Raw genomic sequence first — 19,066 nt, forward strand, 5'->3', positions numbered from 1 at the left:
TCAAATTCAAACCACGTCAGCTTCACCTTGCCGTACTCAAGTACTACCTACGGCTAGCTCCCTAGTTTGCTCTTTGATTTTCATTGAGTATAATTTTAGAAAGCAGCCCTCCTTGGGCTGTTTTTCTTTTTCTAAAATCTCAAATCTGTCTTTTTCAGCTTTTATGATATAATAGAAACATGAAATTAAAAACTACTTTGGGCCTTCTTGCTGGGCGTTCTTCTCACTTTATTTTGAGTCGTCTTGGACGTGGAAGCACGCTGCCTGGAAAACTCGCCCTTCAATTTGATAAAGATATTTTACAACATTTAGCGAAGAACTATGAGATTGTTGTGGTAACTGGTACCAATGGAAAAACCTTGACGACCGCTCTCACTGTCGGTATCCTAAAGGAAATTTATGGTCAAGTTTTAACTAATCCAAGTGGTGCCAACATGATTACCGGGATTACGACTACCTTCTTGACAGCCAAATCTTCAAAAACTGGCAAGAACATCGCTGTCCTTGAAATCGACGAAGCTAGTCTCTCACGTATCTGTGACTACATCCAGCCTAGTCTTTTCGTCATCACCAATATCTTCCGCGACCAGATGGACCGCTACGGTGAGATTTATACGACCTACAACATGATTTTGGACGCTATTCGAAAAGTTCCTACTGCTACTGTTCTGCTGAACGGTGATAGTCCGCTTTTCTACAAACCTGCAATTCCAAATCCTGTTCAATATTTTGGTTTTGATTTGGAAAAAGGTCCAGCAAAGCTTGCTCACTACAATACGGAAGGTATTCTCTGCCCAGACTGTCAAAGTATTTTGAAATATGAGCTTAATACTTATGCCAACTTAGGAGCTTATATCTGCGAAAACTGTGGATGTAAACGTCCTGATTTGGACTACCGTCTGACAGAATTGGTGGAATTGACTAACAATCGTTCTCGCTTTGTTATCGACGGCCAAGAATACGGAATCCAAATCGGTGGGCTTTATAATATCTACAATGCTCTCGCAGCAGTCGCTATTGCTCGTTACCTTGGAGCTGATTCTCAACTGATTAAACAAGGTTTTGACAAGAGCCGTGCTGTCTTTGGACGCCAAGAAACCTTTCAGATTGGTGACAAAGAATGTACCCTTGTCCTCATCAAGAATCCTGTTGGTGCAACCCAAGCCATTGAAATGATTAAATTGGCTCCTTATCCATTTAGTCTATCGGTTCTCCTTAATGCTAACTATGCAGACGGCATAGATACCAGCTGGATTTGGGATGCGGATTTTGAACAGATAACTGACATGGATATTCCAGAAATTAACGCTGGTGGCGTTCGTCATTCTGAAATTGCTCGTCGTCTTCGAGTAACTGGTTATCCAGCTGATAAAATCACTGAAACAAGCAGTCTGGAACAAGTTCTTAACACGATTGAAGCTCAAGACTGTAAGCATGCCTATATCCTTGCGACTTATACGGCCATGCTAGAATTCAGAGAACTACTGGCCAATCGTCAACTTGTTAGAAAGGAGATGAACTGATGGTTTATACTTCACTTTCCTCAAAAGACGGCAATTATCCTTACCAACTAAATATCGCCCACCTCTATGGCAATCTCATGAACACCTACGGGGATAATGGAAACATCCTCATGCTCAAGTATGTGGCTGAAAAGCTGGGTGCTCGCGTAACAGTTGACATCGTTTCTCTCCATGATAATTTCGATGAAAATCATTACGACATCGCCTTTTTCGGCGGTGGCCAAGACTTTGAACAGAGTATCATTGCTGGTGATTTACCTGCTAAAAAAGAAAGTATCGACAACTTTATCCAAAATGATGGTGTCGTCCTTGCTATCTGTGGTGGTTTCCAACTATTGGGTCAGTATTATATTGAAGCTTCCGGAAGACGCATAGAAGGTCTAGGTGTCATGGGACACTATACCCTTAATCAAACCAACAACCGCTTTATCGGTGACATTAAGATTCATAATGAAGAGTTTAATGAAACTTATTATGGATTTGAAAATCACCAAGGCCGCACCTTCCTCTCTGATGACCAAAAACCACTCGGCCAGGTTGTCTATGGAAATGGCAACAACGAAGAAAAGGTCGGTGAAGGTGTTCACTATAAAAATGTTTTCGGTTCTTATTTCCACGGGCCTATCCTATCTCGTAATGCCAACCTTGCCTATCGTTTGGTCACTACTGCCCTCAAGAAAAAATACGGTCAGGACATCGTCCTTCCAGCTTATGAGGATATTCTGAGCCAAGAAGTCGCTGAAGAATACAGCGATGTGAAAAGCAAGGCAGAATTCAACTAATCTTTCTATTCCAACATGCTATTAGCTGTTGGAATTTTTTTGTAGTCTTTTCCCCTTCTCTCTTGCATTTTCTACTAATTTTTGCAAAAATAGAGGGGTAGAAAGAAGGTAGCATATGTCTAAATTACAACAAATCTTAACTTATCTTGAATCAGAAAAGCTAGACGTCGCTGTCGTATCTGACCCCGTCACTATCAATTACCTCACTGGTTTTTACAGTGATCCACACGAACGCCAAATGTTCCTCTTTGTCCTTGCTGACCAGGAACCACTTCTTTTTGTTCCAGCCCTTGAGGTTGAGCGCGCAACAAGCACTGTCTCTTTCCCAGTTGTTGGTTATGTGGACTCTGAAAATCCTTGGAAGAAAATCCAAAATGCCTTGCCACAGCTTGATTTCAAACGTGTAGCAGTTGAGTTTGATAACCTCATCTTGACTAAATACCACGGTTTAAGATCTGTCTTTGAAACTGCTGAGTTTGAAAACTTGACTCCATTGATCCAACGCATGCGCTTGATTAAGTCAGCAGATGAAGTGCAAAAAATGATGGTTGCAGGTGTTTATGCTGATAAGTCTGTCAAAGTTGGTTTTGACAATATCTCTCTTGATAATACGGAAACTGATATTATCGCACAGATCGATTTTGCCATGAAACGCGAAGGATATGAAATGAGTTTTGATACTATGGTTTTGACAGGTGATAACGCTGCAAATCCTCATGGTATTCCTGGAGCCAATAAGGTTGAAAACAATGCCCTTCTCCTCTTTGACCTCGGTGTGATGGTGAATGGTTATGCATCAGATATGACTCGTACAGTCGCTGTTGGTAAACCTGACCAATTCAAGAAAGACATTTACAACTTGACTCTTGAAGCCCAACAAGCTGCCCTTGACTTTATCAAACCTGGTGTGACAGCTCATGAGGTCGATCGTGCAGCTCGTGAAGTGATCGAAAAAGCAGGTTATGGTGAGTACTTCAACCACCGTCTCGGTCATGGTATCGGTATGGATGTCCACGAATTCCCTTCAATTATGGAAGGAAACGATATGATTATCGAAGAAGGCATGTGCTTCTCTGTTGAACCTGGTATCTACATCCCTGGTAAAGTCGGAGTTCGTATCGAAGACTGCGGTGTTGTTACCAAAGACGGTTTTGACCTCTTCACAAGCACCAGCAAAGATTTGCTTTATTTTGATTAAAAAGTATTTTATAAAAAATAAGATGGAAAAGCTTAACTTTTCCATCTTATTTTTTGATTTGATAATAAATTTTATCAGCTATATAACCTTTTCGTTCAACTGCATTTGGAATCGTCTTCCAAAAAGTCATACCCGCCTTTTCCATAACACGACCAGATACTGGATTTAAACTTGCATAGCAAGCATCAACCTCTTTAAATCCAATCTCATCTAGACAGTATGATAAAACTGCCTTCAAGGCTTCTGTCATGAGTCCTCGTCCCCCGTAGTCCATCCCTAAGATATATCCAATCTCACAGCTAGATTTTTCTTCATCCACACTGACCAGACTAATATCTCCAATGACATAGTATGGATTTTCTTTGAGACTAATGGCCCATTTGTAATAGTTAGGATTGTCGTAGGATGCTACCCAATTGCCAATAGAGTTTCGAGTCTGTTCGACATTCAGGTGTGGATTCCAAGTAACATAGGTTAGATTATCTAGACGAGAAGCCCAATTCTCAAACATGGCTTCAGCATCACCTTCCACAAATCTCCTCAGTATCAATCGTTCAGTTTCTATTGGTTGTGTACCTAGTGCTTTCATGATGCTAATTCTCTTTCTATTTTATGGATGGGCTCAAACTTGTATTAACCTATCTCAGTCTCCTATTTCAAGTTACAAAGTGAAAAAGGTCCTCCGGACCTTCTTCGCTTTTGTATTTCTAGGTGAGAGGGTAAAAATACTTTACTCATAAACATTGAGAAAACAACAGTTTCCTCTAATTTCATGACGCAGTAGCTGTCTGACTTGAAATACGCTTTATCAAGCTTTTTCAAGCCTAGTCATCGTTGCGGGGGTGAGACAACGAAATCGAACTCTTCGAGTTACCGGACCTTCCTCGCTTTTTTATTTTCAGGCTCGGGCTAAAAAAGTCCCCCGGACCTTTTTACTCCCAAAACGTATCAAAGACAGTGATTGGTAAGTGGCGTTTGTGTTGGCCTTTGTACCACCATTTTTCAATGGTTGCTTGGGCTTCTGGGCTGACTTGCTTTCCTTCGAGGTAATCATCAATTTCATTGTAAGTGACTCCCAAGGCTACTTCGTCTGCAATACCTGGTTTTTCTTCTTCCAAATCTGCCGTTGGAACTTTTTCATAGAGGGCTGGATCAGCTCCAAGCTCCTTCAAAAGTTGTTTTCCTTGGCGTTTATTGAGGCGATAAAGTGGGAGAATATCTGCACCACCGTCACCAAATTTAGTAAAGAAACCTGTGATATTTTCCGCAGCATGGTCTGTCCCGATAACAGCTCCGCTATGAGCACCTGCAAGAGCATATTGGGCAATCATACGACTACGAGCCTTGATATTTCCCTTGTTAAAATCGGAAACTGCACTCCCTGTTGCTTCAACAGCTACAGCCATAGCATCAGCAGATTCCTTGATATTCACTACCAAGCTCACATCTGGCTGAATAAATGCTAGGGCTTTTTGAGCATCATCCTCGTCAGCTTGCACTCCATAAGGCAGGCGAACAGCGATAAATTTATAACTATCATCACCTGTTTCTGCTCGCATTTCTTCCATGGCTAGTTGAGCCAAGCGTCCTGCCAAGGTCGAGTCTTGTCCTCCAGAAATACCCAATACAAAAGTTTTTAGGAAAGGATGTTTCTTTAAATATCTTTTTAGAAAGTCAATCGAACGACGGATTTCTTCCTGGGCGTCAATCACTGGTTTTACACCTAGTTGCTGGATAATGGTTTCTTGCAAACTCATTCTTCTTCTCCTTCGCCTAGAGCTTCCTTACGCATCTTATCAATCAAGTCCATCTTGTCTTGCCATACATCACGAGCCAAGTCCACAGGATAGTGTTGTGGGTTCAGTACGCGTTTGTATTCATCCCAGAGCTTATCAAATTCCTTACGAGCATAGGCTTGAATTTCAGGCAGACTTGGTAAATCATAAACCAGCTTACCTTCCTTGAAAATGTCTACCAAGAGAGGAACAGCTTCAAAATTACGGACAGTTTTCTTGATGTAAGTATAGGTTGGATGGAACATCTTGATTTCAGTCATGCTAGCAACATCGACACCATCATAGGTAATGTAGTCACCTTCTGACTTGCCTTTTTCACGACTGGTGATGCGCCAAACTTGTTTCTTCCCTGGCGTTGAAACCTTCTCTGCATTGTTTGAAAGCTTGATGGTATTGCGCATATGACCGTTCTCATCTTCGATGGCAACAACCTTGTAAACTGCTCCAAGTGCTGGTTGGTCATAAGCAGTGATGAGCTTAGTCCCTACACCCCAGACATCAATCTTAGCTTTTTGCATTTTGAGGTTAAGGATGGTATTCTCATCAAGGTCATTTGATGCATAGATCTTAGCATCTGTAAATCCTGCCTCGTCCAGTTGTTGACGAACTTTTTTAGAAATATAGGCGATATCTCCAGAGTCAATACGGACACCAAGGAAATTAATCTTATCACCAAGTTCACGCGCAACCTGAATCGCTGCTGGAACACCGATCCGAAGAGTATCGTAGGTATCTACTAGAAAGACACAATTTTTGTGCGTTGAGGCATAAGCCTTGAAAGCCTGATAATCATTGCCATAGACTTGTACCAAGGCGTGAGCATGAGTTCCTAAAACCGGAATACCAAAGAGCTTACCTGCACGGACATTACTAGTTCCATTGGCACCACCAATAACAGCCGCACGAGTACCCCAGATAGCCGCATCCATTTCTTGCGCACGACGTGTTCCGAATTCCATCAAAGGCTCATCTTCAATGACTGAACGAATACGAGCAGCCTTAGTCGCAATCAAGGTTTGAAAGTTGACGATGTTCAAGAGAGCTGTTTCAACCAATTGACACTGAGCCAAAGGACCTTCCACTTGAACAATCGGTTCATTGGCAAATACCAAGTCCCCTTCTTGAGCAGAACGTACAGTCAATTCCAACTTGAGATGACGGAGATATTCCAAGAAGGCGCCATGATAACCAAGTGATTCCAAATAAGCAATATCGCTCTCAGAAAAACGCAGGTTTTCTAAGTAGTTCACAATTCGTTCCAAACCTGCAAATACAGCATAACCGTTTTTAAAAGGTTGTTGGCGGAAATAAACTTCAAAAACTGCTTTCTTGTTATGAATGCCTTGGTCGAAGTAAACTTGCATCATGTTAATTTGATACAAATCAGTGTGCAAAGTTAAACTGTCATCTGGGTACATATACTATCCTTCTTCCCTATTTGTAAAAAGATGAAAATGTTTCTTCTTTTCTCATAATTTAGTACTATTATAACACAATTTATCGATATTGATAAAAAGCTAACAAGCTATTCCATGCTCTCGAGTTCATCCATATCTTTTTCATACTTCTTCTGAACCCATTCACCATAACTTTTTAATCCTAAGTTTCCAATAAAGACCCAAGGAAGATAAAGGAGATATGTAATGACCCAAGCAGAAAGGTATTTGAAGTTCAATGGATTATGCTGATAAATTTCGATATTGAACTGGTAGTTCTGTAGCATCAAGGTAGCTGTGACCACTAGAGTTAATAATAGACATCCTAAAATTGTAAAATGAAAACGACTATAGTAGGTCACACCGAGATTGCGAGCACGGGTGAAAAAGTAAAAAGTCCCTATGATAATAATAACGAGAAGCATACTTGGATTAAAAAGGCTTGGTGCTAACACTGCTATGAAATAAGCTAGAAACAACAATCCGATAGAGATATGAAAACTCTCTGCACTAGCTTTATGAAGTTGTTGCTCTTCTCTTTCATCTAATAATTGGTAATAATAAAATCTATTTTTCATCTTCTTCCTCCCAAAATAGTTGGTCTAGGGTTTTGCCTAAGCATCTGCAAATGGACTGGCAAAGGGAGAGACTAGGATTATATTTCCCAGCTTCTATCAAGCCGATAGTCTGTCTAGTCACACCTACAGCTTCTGCCAAGTCACCTTGTGTCATATCAAGCTCTACTCGAGCAAGTTTTAATTTTAAATTCTTAGCCACTTCTTACCTCCTTTATAATTTTAAAAAGTTGCGCTTCTTTCTAAGTTCATTATACCATATATTTTACATTACGCAATATATATCTGTCATTTTGTACATTTTTTTTAACAAAAAACTCTCTACCAGCTAAATGATAGAGAGTTTTCTGCTTATTCAAATTTTTTCAAAATATCTACAACGTCACTTCTCTGTTTGACTTGATAGGCTTTGATGCCTAAACTTTCAGCCATGTTAGTGTTGTCTGCTATATCATCAAGAAAGACACAATTTGCTGGATCCAACTCGTATTTACGGAGGATTTCTTCAAACATTTCTCGATCAGGTTTGATGACCTTAATATCACAGGAAAGAACAAACCCATCTAAAATCTTTTCTAGAGGTGCTAATTGATCTTTCAATAATTCATAAAAAACTGGTGAGGTATTAGATAGGACAAAAATACGATGGCCATTTTCCTTTAAACGTGCAAGAAGCGGAAAGACTTCCGTGTAAATATCGATATAGGCAGGCCAGTTCCAAATGACTTCTTCAACCTTTTTCTGATAGCAATCCCCTATCATAGAAAGAACCTTATCAACCAATTCTTCTCGAGTCAAGGTCCCCAGGTCCAATCTTTCCCAGAGTCCCGACTGAATAATAGCCTTGTCTAAGATCAGATAATCTTTCTGAGTTTTAGCTACAGCCTTCAAAATCTTATCCTTGTTCCATTCCAATAGAACATTTCCCATATCTAGTATGATATCCATTAACCCACCTCCATTATTATGTGAACAATCTCTTTAAGCGTCCAATGTCTGTTTATAAATCTTTTTGATAATAATGCCTTTGTCCAGTACAGGGGTAGTCTTTTAAGGTAAAGACTTCCTGGTAACCATGTTTCTGATAGAAGGCTGGCGCTTGAAACTGATACGTATTCACAAAAACGTAGCGACAGTTTCTCTTCTTAGCTTCACTCTCTACTTGCTGCAATAGTTGGGAACCAATTCCTTGTCCTCGCAATTCTTCTTTCACAAATAAATACTCGATTTCTAGCCAATTTCCAAAGGTCTCTGCTACTAAACCAGCCTGGAGTTGACCATGTTCATCTTCGATATACAGATTAAGTGGCTCACTTTCAGCTGCTTCTCTCTTAGAACGATTATAAGAGCGAATCAAATTCCCTATTTCCTGTGCTTTCTGAGACTCTGTATTCTCCAATCTAATGTGCATCAAAACCTCCTCCAAGACACTTACGCCTTGATTATATTCCTATTTTGAAGAACTGTCAAACTAAAAAAACTCACCAACCTGAGTTGATGAGCTTCTGACTTATTTTCTAAACTTCCATTGGCTGTATATACCAAATGCAACAATCCAGATTGCTGAACCTCTAGCTCCCATTACAGTTGACTCTTGTAAGAAGAGTGTTCCAAATACAAAGATAAAGAAGAGCATAGTCAGAGGATTTAGCAAGCGATATTGAGGCATGAGATAGCCATCTGCCATAAAGTCTTTAGACTTACGATATTTGAGATGGGCTACCATGATCAAGATGTAGATTGCGATGTAAACACCTGATGAAGAAGCTGTAATCAAAGCAAAGGCATCTGATACTCCTGGAAGGACATTGATGAAGGCTGCAAAACCAATCAATACGGCAGAAGCAATGATAGCATTCTGAGGAACGTTGTGACGTGAGAGTGTATCTGCCTTAATAGCTTTCAAGAAATGATTTGGTGAATCATGGGCAATTTGGTACAAGTGACGACCTGTTGAGTAAAGGGTTGAATTCAAGGCTGATGCAGCTGAAGTCAATACAACAAAGTTAATTAAAGCTGCCGCCCACTTAAGACCAACAAGTTCAAATACCGTTACAAATGGTGAATCTGCTGCAGAAAGCTCACGCCAAGGAATAATAGACATGATGGCTAAAAGAGCTCCACCATAGAAAAAGATAATTCGCAAAGGAATTTCCTTAACAGCCTTAGGCAAGACTTTTCTTGGATCCTTGGTTTCAGATGTGGTAACACCGATAAATTCAATCATTAAGTAAGCAAAGAAAACCATCTGGAAGGCCATGACAAAGTTCATAACTCCATTTGGGAAAAGTGAGAAGTGTTCACTAATATTGGCAAGACTTGCTGAACCATAAGGCGTTTCAAAGCCAGTCAAAACTAGAAAGACACCTGTCGCAATCATGGCAAGAATGGCCAGGATTTTGATCATAGCAAACCAAAATTCTACTTCACCAAAAATTTTAACGGCAATCAAGTTCACCAAGCCGAGTATTGTCAGAAATACAACCTGAATCAACCAAGATGGCCAGGAGGGAAACCAAAACTGAACATAGTGAGCAATAGCTGTAATCTCAGCCATACCAATAAAGACTACTGAGAGCCAGTAAGACCAGACTGAGAAGTAACCCCAACCCTGACCTAGATAACGAGTAATAAAGTTGATAAAGGTATGCTGCTCTGGGTCTTGGTACAACATTTCCCCGATAGCACGCATCATAAGATACATAAAGCCACCCGTAATCATATAGACCAAGACGATTGACGGACCTGTCAAACTAATGGAACGTCCAGCTCCTAGAAATAGTCCCGTTCCAATCGTTCCTGCAATGGCCATAACCTGAACATGGCGATTGGTTAACCCACGTTCCATTTTATTTTTCTTTTTGTGCTTATTTTCTGAATTCATATAGTCTCCTCTAGTTTTTAGAATTAAGAAAAGGAGTGATAGGAAGCGCTTTCCCTATATCTACTCCTTCTTTTCATTCCTACTAAACTGTTTTTTCTACTTTTAAGATTTTAACATCATAGCTTCCTACAGGTGTTTCAATCGTAGCAGTATCACCTGTTTTCTTACCAATCAAGGCTTGCCCAATTGGGCTTTCATTTGATACTTTACCTGCAAAGGCATCTGCACCCGCTGATCCCACGATGATATATACTTCTTCGTCGTCTTCACCAATTTCTTGGATAGTGACTGTTTTCCCGATAGCAACTTCATCTTGAGCAACTGCATCGCTATTGACAATCTCAGCATAACGGATTTTTGTTTCCAAGCTAGAGATTTGTCCTTCAACGAAGGCTTGCTCGTCCTTAGCTGCTTCATACTCACTATTTTCTGACAAGTCACCGTATGAACGCGCAATCTTGATGCGTTCTACAACTTCTGGACGACGAACTAGTTTCAACTCTTCTAATTCTTTTTCGAGTTTTTCCTTTTCTTCAAGGGTCATTGGATATGTTTTTTCTGCCATTTTTCTCAACTTTCTTTTGATTAAATTTAAATTTCTTTAGGTAGTAAAGCAAAATTATGTGGTAAACCACATAATTTTACAATGAAGACAAAGTCTTTTAAAAGCTTTCCTTAAATGATTTTGGTCAGTATCGACCTTTTAAAATCTGTGCCTAAACCTTATGATTCTATCACTTCTAGACTCAGGTTCAAATAAGAGGTAGAATTTACTTTCGCAATTTCCGAACGCCTAAAACTTATAGATTTCAGGCGTTTCTAATCATAGCGGAAAGACTGGTGTGACTTGCTACTCCTGTAAAAAGAAGAGACTCTCTTCTTTGTACGGATTTAATAGCAAATCTTGTTCTAAGAGTTAGTTTGAACTACTTGATTGTGTCAGTTTACTGTTGACATGCTCTGCAACGTTTCGATCATGTTCTTCTCGTGTCGTTGCAAAGTAAACCTTGCCATCTTGTACGTTGGCTACAAAGTAGAGATTGTCACTCTTAGTTTGATTGATACTTGCTTCAATTGCATCCAGACTTGGACTGTCTACTGGGCCAGGCATCAAGCCAAGGTTTGTATAAACATTATAAGGTGAATTGATTGTTGTATCAATTGCTGCATCATCTGCCAAGCTAATATTTTGTCCTAGCTTACCTTCTGCATAGAGAATAGCAATATTACTCTGAAGTGGCATACCAAGGTTCAAACGATTATAGAAAACTCCAGCGATCAGTTTGCGATCGTCAGTTTTCAACCCTTCTTTTTCCACAAGTGATGCAATGGTGAGGAGTTCATTCACTGTCAAGTTCTTTTCTTTGATTGCAGTATAATGCCCTGACAAGTTTTTGTCCATAGCTGCCACCATTTCATCAATCAAGCTTTCAATAGTCGTGCTTTCTTTGATAGCATAAGTTGCTGGGAATAAGTATCCTTCTAAACGATAACGAACACCACTTTCTTTAGTTGGTAGACTTTCGAGAAGGGTTGGGTACTTAGCAACTAATTGAGAGATGAAGGTTTCATCTTGAACTTTTGCCAAGAAGGCATCCGCAGTCAAGGGTTCTTTAAAGTCTCCTTGAAGCTGACCAACTGTTTGTGCGATTTGATCAAGGGTATAACCTTCAGGAATTGTAAGATTTGCAAGTGCAACTTCTTGAGGTTGAGGAGTTCCACCCTTTTGCAATTCTTTGATGATATCATCTGTACTCATACTCTTTTGCAAATTGTAGTAACCAGATTTTAAATCAGAATAGTCTTTATACTTAGCATAAAGGCTAAAGATAAATCCGTGTTTTACCAATCCAGAGTTCTCTAATGTATCACCAATTTGCTGAAGATTAGCTCCTTCTGGAATTTGAACCGTGACATACTGTTTTGAATTTGCATCAACTGGTTGGAGTGCAGATTCGACATAACGGTAACCAAAGAAACCACCCACACCTAGTAAAATCAATAAAACAAATACTGTTACGAAAAATCCTTTCAAGCGTGATTTTTTCTTTTTCTTGATTGGTTTCACTGATTCTTTACGACTTCTTCTAGGACGTTCAGTTCTAGTTTCAACTGGAACAACTGGTTTTTGACTTGGAGTTTCTTTTGCAAGAACTGTTGGTTTCGGTTGAGGTTCAATATTCTTTCTTGCAGGACTTGGTTTGGCCTGATTCGTACGATAAGAAACTGGAATCCTTGTCGAAATAGCATTGAACTCTTTCTCTTCTTCCACTGGTTGAGTAGGTTCAAGAGGTTTAACGGGTTCAGCAGGTTCCGTTGATGATAAAGGTTCTGTTGATGGTAGAGGATCTGGAGCTACAGCTGGTTCTGAAGCAACAGAAGTTCCAACAGAATCATCTTGTAATACTGGACGTGGTGGAACTGTTGGTGCATTAGCAAGCAATTCATCCACTAGTGAAACAGAATTGGCCATCAAGTCTTCTACAGAAGGTTCTTCCACTGGTTTTTCCGCTTCTGAACTATTACTTAAATTTGAAAACAAATCATCGCTGCTACTTTTAGTATTCGCGATGCCGTCTTCTCTTTTTAATCTTTCTAAATCTCTTAAAATTTGTTCTTTAAAACTTAACTTTTCTTCTTCTCGAGAATTTTCGCTCAAAGGTGTTACCTCCTTGTTAATAATCCATAATATTATATCTTAAAAACTAAAGAAAAGCAACCATAGATGCCTTTCTGATGCCTAATTCGTGTTTTCCCAGACCATATCATACCATTCTTCCCCAGCAAAAGTCGACTTGGATTTTCCTTCATTCACAAAACCATGTTTCTCATAATAACCAATAAGATAGTCATGACAGGTCAGATTGATTCCCTCACGCTCATGCTCAAGAGCGATCTCTTTTAAGGCGGTCAATAATTTTCGTCCGAGACCTAAAGCTTGAGCTTTCTTAGCAATGGATAGACAAGTCACAGAGATATAGCCACCTTTTTGATGGCTATAATCTTTAATGTCTTCTGTAAAGGACTGGTCTTGTAAATATCGATGAGGGACTACTGGTCCCTCAATATAGCCTAGTATTTCCCCCTCTTTTTCAGCCACTAAAAAACTAGTCTTAATTTCCTTCAGATGAGCTTCAAAAACAGGGAGAGGAATGGCTTCTTCAATTGAAAAGTTCTCTAGCTCAATTTCAAAGATACGATCTAAATCTGTCAATCTCGCTGGTCTAATAATCATATTTCCTCCTGATAATAGGGATTCTGCCAACTCATGAGAAAGGCAACTTCACTGCTCCTTTCTCCATCTACGATCCCCTGTTCTACAAATCCATTCATTTCAAAGTAGGCCAGCAACTCGTCCTCACAAAGCAGATAAATACCTGGTCTATCTTGCTGACGGGTAACTTCCTTCAAAGCTGCTAGCAACAAGGTTCCAAATCCTTGCCTCTGATAATTCGGATGAACAGATAAAGCATCAATAACGAGATTTCTATTACTAATAGCTTCTCCATCTGCCATCTCTACTATCCATCTACTTACTGAGGATGTAGCAAAATCTGTCGCTAAAATATAAGCAATCACCTGATCATCCAGGCTAGCTAAGAGAAACGTACCCGCATGGTTGCGGATACGTTCTTCTATTATTTCTTTATTCATTATTTCTAGGGAGCTTGAAATACTTTCTTGTATCAAGCAAATCTGATCAATATCTGATTGCTGAGCTTCCCTGATTTTAATTGGAAATTCCATGATCTTCCTTACTGAACATTGCTTGTCAAATTAGACAAGAGACGTTCGAATGAATATTCATACGTTTGGATGTCGCCAGCTCCCATGAAAACATAGACAGCATTGTCATGGTCTAGGAGTGGAGAAACATTTTCAACTGTGATAACTTGATGTTTCTTGTTGATTTTATTGGCAAGGTCTTCTACCTTGACATCACCATGGTCCACCTCACGAGCTGAACCGTAGATTTGTGCGAGGTAAACTGCATCAGCCTGATTCAAGGCTTGGGCAAAATCGTCCAACAAAGCAATTGTACGAGTAAAGGTATGCGGTTGGAAGATAGCGACGATTTCCTTGCTTGGATATTTTTGACGTGCAGCATCTAGAGTTGCAATGATTTCAGTTGGGTGATGCGCAAAGTCATCGATGATAACCGTATCATTGACAATCTTTTCTGTAAAACGACGTTTCACTCCACCAAAAGTCTTCAAGTGTTCACGCACCAAATTCAAATCAAAGCCAGCAGTATAAAGCAAACCAATCACTGCTGTGGCATTCATGATGTTGTGGCGACCGAAAGTTGGAATGTGGAATTGGCCCAACTCTTGACCACGGAAGTGAATGGTGAAGGTTGAACCTGTAGTAGAACGAAGTAAATCGCTGGCTACAAAGTCATTGTTGTCTGCTTCAAAACCGTAATAATAGATTGGGGCATTTGCTGTAATCTTACGCAACTCAGCATCTTCACCATAGACAAACAAACCTTTGGTAATTTGTTTAGCATAATCATTGAAGGCGTTGAAGACATCTTCCAAGCTTGTGAAATAGTCAGGGTGGTCAAAATCGATGTTCGTAATAATAGAATATTCTGGGTGATATGGCATGAAATGGCGCTCATACTCGTCTGATTCAAAGACAAAATACTTGGCATTTTCAGAACCACGACCTGTACCATCTCCGATCAAGTAGCTTGTATCAGTGATGTGTGACAAGACGTGAGAAAGCATACCAGTCGTTGACGTCTTACCGTGTGCACCTGCAACTCCCATACTGATAAAGTCACGCATAAAGCTACCAAGAAACTCATGGTAACGTTTGTAGCTGATACCATTTTGGTCAGCATAAGCAATTTCAACATTGTTATCTGGACGGAAGGCATTACCAGCGATAATTTCTAAATCGCCTTGAAGATTTTTTTCATCAAAAGGTAAAATTGTAATTCCTGCTTGCTCTAGTCCACGTTGTGTAAAGTAGTACTTTTCAACGTCAGAACCTTGCACCTTGTGCCCCATTTGATGCAACATCAACGCCAAGGCACTCATACCTGATCCTTTGATTCCGATAAAATGATAGGTTTTTCCCATTTTCTTCCCCTCTATTCGCTCATTCTAGTCAAGTTAAGCTCTTGGGCCACTTGACGTTCTTGTTCTTTTTGTTTACTTTTTTTGTTATAAATTTGACTTTTCTTTAAAAAGTCATAATTGTTTTTCTTGGAACGACTTGTTTCACCGTCTGAAATTGGATGTTCCACTTGAGAAACTGTTTCTGCCAGAATATAGTGAGTTTGGCTCAAATTCTTACTGTATTTAGCAAATTCTCCTGGATTTTCTTTTTGAAAAGGTGCTGTCGGTTGATTTTCTGGACGCACACGGCTTGGCTTCGGTTGACGTCTCGTATGACTCACATCCTGAGTCAAATATCGAGCCGAGCGCTTCTTTTTCAAATCCGCGCGCGCTTCTTCACGCGCTAATTCAGCATAGGATTTTTCTTTTTTTTCAATCGGTTTTACAAGAGGCTTGGCTTCCTCTTGCTTTTTGTCTTCAGTGATTGGAGACCATTCCAAGTAGTTTTTGTCTTGGTAATCACCTTTTATATTACTGATGAAATCAGACTCATCGTAGAGATTCATAACTGGCATTTCTGTCAACATGACTTCATCATCTGCCACTATTGGAAATCGTTTTTGTGTCATATTTATTTCCTTTCAATACTCCATTATAGCGTAATGTCTTGATTTTTCAAGTATCGGCTCATGAAATCCCTAAAATTTCTCGTATTTCAGCTAGACTCAGACTGCCTCGAGACTCTGTTCCATCCAAGATTTCAGAAACAAGATTTTTCTTTTTCTCTTGTAATTCTTGAATCTTTTCTTCAATTGTACCTCGAGTCACAAGGCGATAAACTTCAACAGCTTGCTCTTGCCCCATACGATGGGCGCGACCGATAGCCTGCGATTCAACTGCAGGATTCCACCATAAGTCTACTAAAATGACTGTATCGGCACCAGTGAGATTGAGACCGACCCCGCCAGCCTTTAGGGAAATTAAAAATACATCGCGCTCTCCTTGGTTAAAGGCCTTGGTCATTTCCTGACGTTCTTGCGAAGGTGTTGAACCCGTAATTTTAAAGGAAGTCAATCCTAAGTCAGGCAGCTCTTGCTCAATCCGATCCAGCATACCTCTAAATTGTGAGAAAATAAGTACACGGTGTCCAGCTTCAGCAATCTGAACCAGCAAATCTCGTAAACTATCCAGCTTCCCGCTCTCTCCTTGGTAGTCCTCCATAAAGAGCGCAGGCGTATCACAAATCTGACGCAGACGCATGAGTCCGGTCAAAATTTCGACGCGATTTCGTTGAAATTCCGAATCACTTACCTGTCCCAAACGTTCCTGCATCTGTTGCAGTTGAGCAAGATAGATAGCTTTTTGTTGGTCCTCCAGTTCATTCTTATAGACAACTTCAATCAAGTCAGGCAACTCTGTCAAAACCTCTTCTTTCTTACGTCTCATGACAAAGGGTTTGATAAATTGAGCCACTCTCTCAGTTGATAGTTTCATAAACTCCTTCTTAGCAGGTAAGAGGCCTGGTAAGACAATCTGAAAAATCGACCAGAGTTCTCCCAGATGGTTTTCAATCGGTGTTCCTGATAGTGCAAAGACGGATGGAACCACAAATCGTCGCAAACTTTGAGCAATCTTCGTTTGTGCATTTTTCATCACTTGAGCTTCATCTAGAAAAAGAAAATCAAAAGATAGGTTTCGATAAATCTCACTGTCCTGACGGAAAGTAGCATAGCTTGTCACATAAATCTGATGATTTTCTGCCAAAATTGATTCTCGATGAGATTTTAAACCATGCACGACCGCAACATCCAAATCTGGAGCAAACTTTTGAAATTCATCAGACCAGTTATAGATTAAGCCAGATGGAGCAAGGATTAGGACACTAGTATCTGCTTGAACCTGACTACTTAAAAAGGCGATGGTTTGCAAGGTCTTCCCAAGTCCCATATCGTCTGCTAAAATCCCACCAAAGCCATAATGGTGGAGCATTTGAAACCACTGAATTCCCTTTTTCTGATAATCCCTGAGATCTGCTTGGATATTCAGCTCTTTCATCGGAAAATCTTCTGGATGCGTCAAATCATGGGCCAGATTGCGAAATTCTTCGGTGAAAGAAATTTGATCCTGATCCTTAAAGAGATGAGATAGGGTATAAGCTAGGGATTTACGAGCTCGAAAAGCTCCATCTTGTAGGTCCTCTATCCCTAATTCTTCTAAATCCTGACGGATACGCTTGGTCTGATCATCGAAATAGTAAACCTGATTCGAAGAGCTGATGTAATAATCCTGCTTCTCAACTAGAGCTTTCATCGCTCGATCGATTTCTTCTTGATCTATATTTTGAAAATCAAATTGAATTTCTAATAGGCCTCCCTTGGATGAGATGTGTACTTGAGGCTTCTGAACCTGATAGAGATCTTGCAAGCTCTCAGAAATCTTTAATTCTCCAAGCGCTTCAAAAGCTGGTAAAACCTCCTGAAAGAAGGTATGGACTGCATCAGCTTTCAAACTTTGACGCCATGAACGAAAATCTGCTTCAAATCCAGCAGATAGAGCCAACTGAAAGACTTTCTTCTCCAGTTGAATATCACTAGCAAAAGGAAGACTCTCCAGTTCATTACGATTCCTTACTAAGCAAGTTTCATACTGAAACTGCATATCCAAACGGATAGAACCGTCCTCTTCTCCTTCCATGTAGAACGACGGTCGGAAAGACTGAATTTGAAGCGTATCAGGAGCTTTTACCTCTCCTATGTCTTTAAACTGCGACAAGGTCGAAGCTAGAAGATCTCGATCACTGGTATCAAATTGTAAAATCTTTCTACCGCTTTTATCGATAGATACTTTTTTTAATTTTTCTATAAGTCTAGCTTGTTCTTTAGACAGAAGATAAAATGTACCTTTAGTAAACAAGACTTGTCCCTTATAAAACGAATTAAGTCCTACCTGTTGAAAAATTTCCATCTCAAAATAGTTGGATTTTTCTTCAATTTGAAAGGTAAATAAGCCTGCTTTGCCATCAAAATCTTGAAATACAAGATGAGGATAGCTTGAAATCTGATGGTCAAATTGGAATGCATCTAAACCCATCAGCAGACTAACACCCTGCTCAAAAAAAGACAGCGGGAAATAGAGATGACGACCTTGATTTTGGAAAAAGAGGGCATTTTCAACCTCATCTTCTACAATTCCTTGAAGGAAATTCAGAACAAATTGGCTACTTTCATCAAACTGACGAATATTCAAGGAAGTTTCATATAACTTTCCAATCATATAGGTTTTACTAGTTTCTAAAACCTTCAGAAAAAGGGGAATATCTCGGATTACATAAAATTTCTGCGTCTGGATAAGACCGACTCTCAAAGTCCAAATAATGCGATTAGTCCCTGCTTCAATCTGCCCCTGAGCAGACAACTGATAGATTTCAGAAAGACTAGGAATTTGAATGGATTCTAAAAACTTTTCTCCAAAAGTAACCTGAGTTTCAACTTCTTCTTTCTGTTCATGCACATTTTCCAGATTTCCCAAGAGTTCCTGACCAATGTGATCATTTTTCAGGTAATGCTCTAGTGCTGCCAAATGCACACAAAACCCTCTTTTTTGGAAAAAATCACAAGCACAAAAAACCAAATCATCATCCAGGCTATAGCGAATTTCTTCATCTGCTACACGCGCATAGAGGCGATGGTCTTTCTCTTTGATAATTTCAATCTGACTAGTTTCGTAGAGTTGAGCTCCCTCCATTCGAAGCTTCCCTGGAATCAATTTAGCCATATTTTCCCCTTTACTTTATCTCTTAATTA

Annotated in this window: 18 protein-coding genes; 3 read left to right on the forward strand and 15 right to left on the reverse strand. The window is 39.8% G+C overall.

Going from position 1 to position 19,066, the window contains the following annotated elements; translation table 11 throughout:
• Nucleotides 1–179 precede the first annotated feature (179 nt).
• The 3 genes from murT to ADH31_RS05330 all read left to right on the forward strand — a co-directional run bounded on the left by murT (nt 180) and on the right by ADH31_RS05330 (nt 3,503).
• Nucleotides 180–1,523 (forward strand): lipid II isoglutaminyl synthase subunit MurT, encoded by a 1,344-nt coding sequence (gene murT, locus ADH31_RS05320; RefSeq protein ID WP_049509374.1) that lies wholly within the window; start codon nt 180–182, stop codon nt 1,521–1,523.
• Nucleotides 1,523–2,305, forward strand: a complete 783-nt coding sequence (gene gatD / locus ADH31_RS05325; RefSeq protein WP_049509376.1) for a lipid II isoglutaminyl synthase subunit GatD — start codon at nt 1,523–1,525, stop codon at nt 2,303–2,305. Before murT ends, gatD begins: the two co-directional genes overlap by 1 nt.
• A gap of 115 nt (nt 2,306–2,420) precedes the next feature.
• Nucleotides 2,421–3,503, forward strand: coding sequence for a M24 family metallopeptidase (locus tag ADH31_RS05330; protein WP_049509377.1), 1,083 nt, complete (start codon nt 2,421–2,423; stop codon nt 3,501–3,503).
• A gap of 46 nt (nt 3,504–3,549) precedes the next feature.
• Here ADH31_RS05330 and ADH31_RS05335 read toward each other — a convergent pair whose 3' ends face one another.
• The 15 genes from ADH31_RS05335 to ADH31_RS05405 form a co-directional block, all read right to left on the reverse strand.
• The gene (locus tag ADH31_RS05335; RefSeq protein ID WP_049509379.1) at nt 3,550–4,092 is read right to left on the reverse strand and encodes a GNAT family N-acetyltransferase; all 543 of its coding nucleotides are present in this window, start codon (nt 4,090–4,092) and stop codon (nt 3,550–3,552) included.
• A gap of 343 nt (nt 4,093–4,435) precedes the next feature.
• The gene (nadE, locus tag ADH31_RS05340; protein ID WP_049509380.1) at nt 4,436–5,260 is read right to left on the reverse strand and encodes an ammonia-dependent NAD(+) synthetase; all 825 of its coding nucleotides are present in this window, start codon (nt 5,258–5,260) and stop codon (nt 4,436–4,438) included.
• Complete coding sequence (locus ADH31_RS05345) at nt 5,257–6,717, reverse strand: nicotinate phosphoribosyltransferase (RefSeq protein ID WP_049509381.1); 1,461 nt, start codon at nt 6,715–6,717, stop codon at nt 5,257–5,259. The genes nadE and ADH31_RS05345 overlap by 4 nt, the downstream gene beginning before the upstream one ends.
• 107 nt (nt 6,718–6,824) lie before the next feature.
• Complete coding sequence (locus tag ADH31_RS05350) at nt 6,825–7,313, reverse strand: DUF6773 family protein (RefSeq protein WP_049509383.1); 489 nt, start codon at nt 7,311–7,313, stop codon at nt 6,825–6,827.
• Entirely contained in the window at nt 7,303–7,512 is a 210-nt protein-coding gene (locus tag ADH31_RS05355) for a helix-turn-helix transcriptional regulator (protein WP_001107501.1), read from the reverse strand. Before ADH31_RS05355 ends, ADH31_RS05350 begins: the two co-directional genes overlap by 11 nt.
• A gap of 149 nt (nt 7,513–7,661) precedes the next feature.
• Nucleotides 7,662–8,258, reverse strand: a complete 597-nt coding sequence (locus ADH31_RS05360; protein ID WP_049509384.1) for an HAD family hydrolase — start codon at nt 8,256–8,258, stop codon at nt 7,662–7,664.
• A gap of 52 nt (nt 8,259–8,310) precedes the next feature.
• The gene (locus ADH31_RS05365) at nt 8,311–8,721 is read right to left on the reverse strand and encodes a GNAT family N-acetyltransferase (RefSeq protein ID WP_080980078.1); all 411 of its coding nucleotides are present in this window, start codon (nt 8,719–8,721) and stop codon (nt 8,311–8,313) included.
• Nucleotides 8,722–8,820: 99 nt separating this feature from the next.
• The gene (locus ADH31_RS05370) at nt 8,821–10,194 is read right to left on the reverse strand and encodes an amino acid permease (RefSeq protein ID WP_049509386.1); all 1,374 of its coding nucleotides are present in this window, start codon (nt 10,192–10,194) and stop codon (nt 8,821–8,823) included.
• A gap of 82 nt (nt 10,195–10,276) precedes the next feature.
• Nucleotides 10,277–10,759 carry a transcription elongation factor GreA gene (greA, locus tag ADH31_RS05375; protein ID WP_000818756.1) on the reverse strand — a complete coding sequence of 161 codons (483 nt, stop codon included), beginning with the start codon at nt 10,757–10,759 and terminating at the stop codon, nt 10,277–10,279.
• A gap of 351 nt (nt 10,760–11,110) precedes the next feature.
• On the reverse strand, nt 11,111–12,853 hold the full coding sequence (gene mltG / locus ADH31_RS05380; protein WP_049509389.1) for an endolytic transglycosylase MltG: 1,743 nt from the start codon (nt 12,851–12,853) through the stop codon (nt 11,111–11,113).
• A gap of 81 nt (nt 12,854–12,934) precedes the next feature.
• Nucleotides 12,935–13,429: a GNAT family N-acetyltransferase gene (locus ADH31_RS05385; protein ID WP_049509391.1), complete on the reverse strand. Its 495-nt coding sequence runs from the start codon at nt 13,427–13,429 to the stop codon at nt 12,935–12,937.
• Nucleotides 13,426–13,941, reverse strand: coding sequence for a GNAT family N-acetyltransferase (locus ADH31_RS05390; RefSeq protein WP_049509393.1), 516 nt, complete (start codon nt 13,939–13,941; stop codon nt 13,426–13,428). Before ADH31_RS05390 ends, ADH31_RS05385 begins: the two co-directional genes overlap by 4 nt.
• A gap of 8 nt (nt 13,942–13,949) precedes the next feature.
• On the reverse strand, nt 13,950–15,284 hold the full coding sequence (gene murC, locus ADH31_RS05395; RefSeq protein WP_049509395.1) for a UDP-N-acetylmuramate--L-alanine ligase: 1,335 nt from the start codon (nt 15,282–15,284) through the stop codon (nt 13,950–13,952).
• A gap of 11 nt (nt 15,285–15,295) precedes the next feature.
• On the reverse strand, nt 15,296–15,892 hold the full coding sequence (locus ADH31_RS05400; protein WP_049509397.1) for a hypothetical protein: 597 nt from the start codon (nt 15,890–15,892) through the stop codon (nt 15,296–15,298).
• Between the two features lie 58 nt (nt 15,893–15,950).
• Nucleotides 15,951–19,037, reverse strand: coding sequence for a DEAD/DEAH box helicase (locus tag ADH31_RS05405; RefSeq protein WP_049509398.1), 3,087 nt, complete (start codon nt 19,035–19,037; stop codon nt 15,951–15,953).
• Nucleotides 19,038–19,066 lie beyond the last annotated feature (29 nt).

The sequence above is a fragment of the Streptococcus pseudopneumoniae genome, from assembly GCF_001072375.1.
GTDB classification, from domain to species: domain Bacteria; phylum Bacillota; class Bacilli; order Lactobacillales; family Streptococcaceae; genus Streptococcus; species Streptococcus pseudopneumoniae_L.